This is a genomic window from Microcoleus sp. BM001215392 (genome assembly GCF_036700185.1).
Classification (GTDB): Bacteria; Cyanobacteriota; Cyanobacteriia; order Cyanobacteriales; family Microcoleaceae; genus Microcoleus.
The window spans coordinates 1-5,983 of the sequence record NZ_JAUBOJ010000424.1; the positions used below are offsets into that span (position 1 = coordinate 1).

The window sequence follows — 5,983 nt, forward strand, 5'->3', positions numbered from 1 at the left end:
TATTTCTCCACGGATGAATCCGGGGGCTTGTATCCTGGATGCTTTCGGTCAAGGGGAAGAGTTCCCGGAAGCAGAGGCGGTTGAATACAGACTTATTTTCTATTGCTCATCCCTGAATGGCTTTTTTTAGCCTCCGAGCGCAGCCGAAGCGAGCCTTGTTCCCTCGAACCTCGGACTTCTTGCTTCTTCCTTCTGCTATAGAGTTGAGATTTTGGACAAATCCCAGATGGAAAATCTACAATCTCAACCTCTAGGAAGTACACTGATGAGTGGAACAGTGTCCGTCAAATCACCACCATGACTAATAGCGAGCCAAACCCACAAACAGTTTCCACAGAAAGCCTCTTGAGTGAAAGCGCGATCGCCTCCGAGCAGGTAGAAAAAGCCACAGCAGTCAGCTATGCAGAAGAAATTGAAACTGTGATTGCCAGCATGGCTGTAGACCAAAAAGTGATGGTCGGTCAAAACGAAGCTGGCGGACATCTTTGGAAATTTAAGTATGGCAGCGTCGAAGTGTTCGTGCAACTGTCGGGCGAAACTGAAAATGATACTTTGACTGTTTGGGCTTTTGTGCTTCAGTTGCCGGCCAAGAATGAAGCTGAATTAATGCGGAAACTGCTAGAAATGAATTGGCTGTCTACTTTGGAAGCTCATTTTGCGATCGTTGACAACCAAGTTGCCGTAATATCAACTCGGACGATCGCCGAAATTTCAACAGGAGAAATTTCTCGCGCTATTACTATTGTCGCCACCATCGCCGATGACAACGACGACTTGCTGCAAGCAGAATTCGGTCAGTAGTCAGTAGGTGCGAGACTTTCGATCGCGATCGTTCACAGTCGCGCACCTAAAATTAAAGTAGGGTGGCAGACTTTTGGGTGTATCTAATTAAACAGAAATGGTTTAACAGATGAAACCATACGCTCTAACTCAGTTTTGTTGTGTGTCAGGAGTTCATGCCCCCATAATTCATTCGTATTATCAGAGCAATCTTGTGCTAGAGCTTTTCCGATATCTTCAAAACTCTTTTTGGTGGCTCTCTTTAAATCTTCTGGGTTAGATTGCACTCCAAGAATGAATACTCTTTCTTTTAAATCGTCTGGAATTTGACTCTCTACATAACTAAAGCGATTTTCATCCCGATCGAAATCAACGATCAAAACAATCCTTCTTTGTAGATATTGTCGCATTCCAGGCCCATGATTATTTCGCAATTGCTCCACAGCTTTTGTCCAACCATTGGCAATCGGTAGGTCTTTAATTGCACTCTTATTAACGCTAAGGTGATTAATAAATCCATTGAAAATCTGGCGATTGGCATCATCTTCGGGTAACACAAGAAGGTGTGGTTGCTCCCTATTTACTTTCATAGTTCTATATCGCCCAGGATTAAAGTCGTTATAAGGTCGCCTGGTACAGGTATATCACTGAGTAATCTGACTAAAGTTGGCTCTAAGTGGCTTTTTCGATCTAAGACAAAGGTATTTTCATTTGAAAATTTTCGGATCGCTTCAGGATTATGAGATGTCACTAAAATTTGACTGTTACCCTGAAATGAGCGTCGTAATGATGTGACAAAATCTCCAACCTCTGATAATGAGATATAGTTGTCAGGCTCGTCCCAAAAGCAAAAAAGTGGGCCATAAGATTTGTTGGCAGCTAAGATGACGGCGCAAAGAAAAAAGCATTTCTCACCGTCAGATAAGTTTTCAAAGTCAACACTCAGATTCGCATTATTTGCTTCAAACCGCACAATCATGCTTTTGGAGTCTTTAGCGATGAGTTCATTCAGAAAATCCTGAATGTCAGGCATAACTTCTCGGAGATATTTATCAACCTGTGTATAGGCGGCAGGATAGCGGCTGAGTAATCCAGAAACCCACTCTCCGAAGTTTGAACCATCTCGCTTTGGCTCCAAAGTTTCACCATTAGAGTCTCCAGTCATCAAGCTGGGAATCGGAGCTAAAATGATCGTGCGTGCGAGCCAAGTCTTAAAAATATGGAGCGGATCTGTCTCAGATTGCTCCTGAATTACTGGTAGGGCAACAAGATGCCAATCTAGGAGAAACTCAGCTTCACGATTTTGCGAACTGATGTGAAGAGTGACTTGAGCTTCTTTTCGAGAGTAAATGGGATCTCCTGCAACTAGCAGTTGTTCTTCAAAAACTCGCAGCTCTTTAAATTTTTCTGGCAAATCAAACGCCAGGATATATTTGTATAATTTATCGTTAAGTAATACTTCTATTTCAAACCGGATTGGGACATCAGACTTCCCACGAGCGAAATCTTTCGGGCTAATCAGCTTCAGTTTTTCCAAGTCGCGCATTCTATTGATGCCTCGACTAATTTTCTGAAGAACTTCTAATGCAGAAGCGATAGTTGATTTACCTGCACCGTTTTTGCCAATCAAAAGAGCCGATGGGATTCCTTGTATCTTCAGTTCAAAGTTTTCTAGGCATCTGAAGTTGTTTATATATAGTCTTTGGATCATAGCAAAACTACTCCTTGGAGTGGGAATTTTAGAAAATTTTATAACTTTTTGAACTGCTTAATTAGCTAATAGGCAGTGCGATAAATTTCCCAAAAATTTGGGTGCTTTTCTGAGCCAGAGACGGATTAGTTGCCGAATTATTAATCCGCGCCACTGCCGACATTTACCTCCAACTTGTCAGTCGATTTTAGATTTTAGATTTTAGATTCACTCTACAGATGAATCTGGGAGATTGAACAAAAGTCTAAAATTTGAGTATATCTACTTAGGAGCGTCGTTCGCAAGTATCCGTTTTTGAGCTGTCAAAAAAACACCACCGATCCAAATCTACTCCGTACTTAAAAGTTAATATGCAGGCCCTGCGATCCAAGAAATCGCGATTCCCAGCCCCAAACCGACAAGCACTTGAAAAGGAGTGTGTCCCAACAACTCTTTCAGCCGAGCCTCATTAAAATTGTGGTCTTCCTCAAAAAACTCGTCAATAATTTGGTTGAGAATGCGAGCTTGCTTTCCCGCAGCTTGGCGGACTCCAGCAGCGTCGTACATGACAATAATCGCAAAGATCGCAGCGATCGCAAACTCCGGACTTTCCCACCCCATCGTTTGTCCGACTCCCGCAGCCAAAGCGCCCACAAAAGACGAATGAGAACTCGGCATTCCCCCCGTTGTTACCAAATACCGCAGATTAAACTTGCGATTTTTGATTAATTCGATCGGCAACTTCAATATCTGAGCCGACAGACAAGCGATCAAAGCAACTACCAGAGTCTGGTTGTGTAAGATGCCGCTGCAAATTTCCTGCATAGTATTTGGCATTTCTATCTAACTAATTACTGCGGCTGGTAATATAATCGGCAATTAAGAGCAGCGGTAGAGCTTTACTTCCAAACACTGCCAGTTGAGACTTAGCATCAGCAACAAGCTGCGAAGCTTGGCGCCGAGACTCTTCAATTCCCCACAAACTCGGATAAGTCACCTTTCCGGCTTGAACATCTTTGCCAGCAGTTTTGCCCAATTCTTCTTGAGTAGCAGTAATATCCAGAATGTCGTCAATTATCTGGAAAGCCAGCCCAATATTCTTAGCAAAACAAGACAGCCGCTGCAAATCCGCAGCCGGCGCACCCGCCAAAATTCCCCCACAAACCACACAGGCTTCTAACAGCGCGCCGGTTTTGTGAGCGTGAATGTAATTCAAAGTTTCCAGAGAAACATCTGTCAATCCTTCCGATTCCAGGTCAACCACCTGACCGCCTACGAGTCCAGCAGACCCCGATGCCCGCGCCAAATGGGCGATCGTCTGCAACACCAGATGGGGGGATACGTTCTCTGTTTTAGTAGCGATCAATTCAAAAGCATAGGTCAACAAACCATCCCCAGCCAAAATGGCGATATCCTCGCCGTAGACTTTGTGATTAGTCAGTTTGCCGCGGCGGTAGTCGTCATTGTCCATTGCCGGCAAATCGTCGTGAATCAGCGACATCGTGTGAATCATTTCCAAAGCGCAAGCCGTGGGAATTGCCATAGCAGCAGTGCCACCAATCATTTCGCAGCTAGCCAGACACAGGATCGGACGCAGGCGCTTGCCGCCCGCTAGCAGCGAGTAGCGCATTGCTTCGTAAATTTTCTCTGGGTAGATGACCGGTAGTGCACTGTCGAGAGCTACCTCGATCGCCTTTTTTTGCTCGACTAAGTAAGTAGATAAGTCGAAAGCGGATTCCGGTTGGGACGAATCCATTTCTGTTGCTGTAAATACCATCCCTTGCTCTCTTGTACTTAATGTGACTGGGGATACTTTGACTGGTTCGGCTCGGATCGCGCCGACTTTTGCGGCGGTGGTTGCCCGAAATCCGAGCATCAATTAATTATTCTACGGGTGTTGTTGCACAGAAAATCTTTGAGTTTTGATAACTTTGTAAAATTAGCCCTCAATCTCAAATCCGCCACTTTGTCTGGCGACTTCCAAAAATCTCTGCACCGCCTCCGTGGGATGCCTGCGCCAAATTAGGGCGATCGCCACCGTGCAGGTTGATTCTGGCAAAGATTTGTAAACAACCCCGCTGCGCTGGAAATTTTGCATTGATGCCGGAACGATCGCCACCCCCATCGAGGCAGCGACCAAGCTGATAATTGTCTGCATTTGAATCGCTTCTTGACCCGCGATCGGACTAAAACCTGCTTGCAGACACAGACTGACGATCGCATCGTACAATCCCGGAGCCTGGGAACGCGGAAACAAGATAAACGGTTCGGCAGAAAGTTCGCGCAATTCCACAAAAGCCCCTGAATCGGCCGCCGGATGCGTTTCAGGCAGCGCCACGATCAGAGGTTCTCGGAAAACAATTTCGGAATTGATGGCATCTTCCTCGATCGGCGGACGCACGAAGCCGATATCAATTTGCCCGAACCGCAACCGCTGCAACTGTTCGTTAGTCGTGAGTTCGTGCAGTTCGAGTTTGACGGCGGGACACCGAGTGCGAAACGCCTGCAAAATTGCTGGAACTACATTGTGCGCCGCCGAGCTCACAAAGCCTACAGTCAGTTGGCCGAGTTCGCCGCGGCTTGTCTGTTTGCCGAGTTGAATTGCGCGATCGACTTGCAGCATAATTTTCTGTGATTCCTCAAAAAAAACCTGTCCCGCTTCGGTGAGCACAACCGTCCGCTTGGTGCGGCGAAACAGTTGAAAGCCCAACTCGGCCTCCAAATGCTGAATTTGTTGGCTTAGCGGAGGTTGAGCCATGTGCAGTCTTTCCGCTGCACGAGTGAAATTCAGTTCCTCTGCAACGGCAATAAAGTAACGCAAATGTCGCAGTTCCATAGCTTCCAAATCATTAATATTTTAAAAGTATAAGTTGTTAGTTAAAAAAATATTGGACATTAATGATGGCATTTAATACAGTGATTAATAGTCGAACTTGAGATTTAAATAATGGCTAATTTGGATATAAAAATCAGAAAAGCCGAACTTGCAGACTTGGAACTAATTCTGAGTTTTATCGCGCAAAAAAGCGAATTTGATGGAGCGAAAACTTTGTTGGCGGCAACCGCAGATCGATTGCAGCAAGCTTTATTTAGTCAACCTGCGCTAGTGCGGGTAGTATTGGCTGAAGTTGCAGGAACTGCTGTAGGATTTGCGATGTTTTATGCTACATATTCAAGTTTGTTGACCCAGCCTTGTCTGTGGCTTGATGATTTATTTGTGCAAGCTCCCCTGCGCGGTATGGGAGTCGGTACAGCTTTGTTGAAACATTTGGCACAAATTGCTGAATCCACTAATTGCGGGCGAATTGAATGGACTGTTAATGCTAAAAATTCAGCGGGAGTTGCTTTTTATGAAAAGCAGGGAGCGCGGATTTTGGAAAATATTAGGGTTTGCCGTCTTGATGCGGATGCAATTGGTTGGCTTGCTGCTAAATAATTTAATCACGAATCGCGCGATCGTCTCAGAAACCCGGTTTCTACGAGCAATAGGTTTGGTGATGAGAAATATAGGTG

General features: G+C 45.2%; 7 protein-coding genes. 2 read left to right on the forward strand and 5 right to left on the reverse strand.

Translation table 11 applies throughout. The features are described from left to right. Window positions 1-297 precede the first annotated feature (297 nt). Window positions 298-801, forward strand: a complete 504-nt coding sequence (locus tag QT974_RS29645) for a YbjN domain-containing protein (protein ID WP_333471968.1) — start codon at window positions 298-300, stop codon at window positions 799-801. An 83-nt stretch (window positions 802-884) separates the two neighbouring features. Here the strand turns inward: QT974_RS29645 and QT974_RS29650 are convergent, their stop codons facing one another. From QT974_RS29650 to QT974_RS29670, 5 genes are all read right to left on the reverse strand, one after another. Beyond that, window positions 885-1,370 carry a hypothetical protein gene (locus tag QT974_RS29650; protein ID WP_333471969.1) on the reverse strand — a complete coding sequence of 162 codons (486 nt, stop codon included), beginning with the start codon at window positions 1,368-1,370 and terminating at the stop codon, window positions 885-887. Then, window positions 1,367-2,491, reverse strand: a complete 1,125-nt coding sequence (locus QT974_RS29655) for an AAA family ATPase (protein ID WP_333471970.1) — start codon at window positions 2,489-2,491, stop codon at window positions 1,367-1,369. Before QT974_RS29655 ends, QT974_RS29650 begins: the two co-directional genes overlap by 4 nt. Before the next feature lie 345 nt (window positions 2,492-2,836). Continuing rightward, window positions 2,837-3,295 carry a divergent PAP2 family protein gene (locus tag QT974_RS29660; protein ID WP_333471971.1) on the reverse strand — a complete coding sequence of 153 codons (459 nt, stop codon included), beginning with the start codon at window positions 3,293-3,295 and terminating at the stop codon, window positions 2,837-2,839. Window positions 3,296-3,317: 22 nt separating this feature from the next. Beyond that, a complete protein-coding gene (gene crtE / locus QT974_RS29665; protein ID WP_333471974.1) occupies window positions 3,318-4,247 on the reverse strand; it encodes a geranylgeranyl diphosphate synthase CrtE in 930 nt (309 codons plus the stop codon). 162 nt (window positions 4,248-4,409) lie between these two features. Further along, window positions 4,410-5,306 carry a LysR family transcriptional regulator gene (locus tag QT974_RS29670; protein WP_333471972.1) on the reverse strand — a complete coding sequence of 299 codons (897 nt, stop codon included), beginning with the start codon at window positions 5,304-5,306 and terminating at the stop codon, window positions 4,410-4,412. Window positions 5,307-5,417: 111 nt separating this feature from the next. Between QT974_RS29670 and QT974_RS29675 the strand changes: the two genes are divergently transcribed. Then, on the forward strand, window positions 5,418-5,906 hold the full coding sequence (locus QT974_RS29675) for a GNAT family N-acetyltransferase (protein ID WP_333471973.1): 489 nt from the start codon (window positions 5,418-5,420) through the stop codon (window positions 5,904-5,906). The last annotated feature ends 77 nt before the right edge of the window (window positions 5,907-5,983 follow it).

What these genes read in the sequence shown, in the direction of transcription:
- QT974_RS29675 (WP_333471973.1), top strand. Translation starts at nt 5,418, where the DNA reads ATGGCTAATTTGGATATAAAAATCAGAAAAGCCGAACTTGCAGACTTG.
- QT974_RS29670 (WP_333471972.1), bottom strand. Translation starts at nt 5,306, where the DNA reads ATGGAACTGCGACATTTGCGTTACTTTATTGCCGTTGCAGAGGAACTG.
- QT974_RS29655 (WP_333471970.1), bottom strand. Translation starts at nt 2,491, where the DNA reads ATGATCCAAAGACTATATATAAACAACTTCAGATGCCTAGAAAACTTT.
- QT974_RS29650 (WP_333471969.1), bottom strand. Translation starts at nt 1,370, where the DNA reads ATGAAAGTAAATAGGGAGCAACCACACCTTCTTGTGTTACCCGAAGAT.
- QT974_RS29645 (WP_333471968.1), top strand. Translation starts at nt 298, where the DNA reads ATGACTAATAGCGAGCCAAACCCACAAACAGTTTCCACAGAAAGCCTC.
- crtE (WP_333471974.1), bottom strand. Translation starts at nt 4,247, where the DNA reads ATGGTATTTACAGCAACAGAAATGGATTCGTCCCAACCGGAATCCGCT.
- QT974_RS29660 (WP_333471971.1), bottom strand. Translation starts at nt 3,295, where the DNA reads ATGCAGGAAATTTGCAGCGGCATCTTACACAACCAGACTCTGGTAGTT.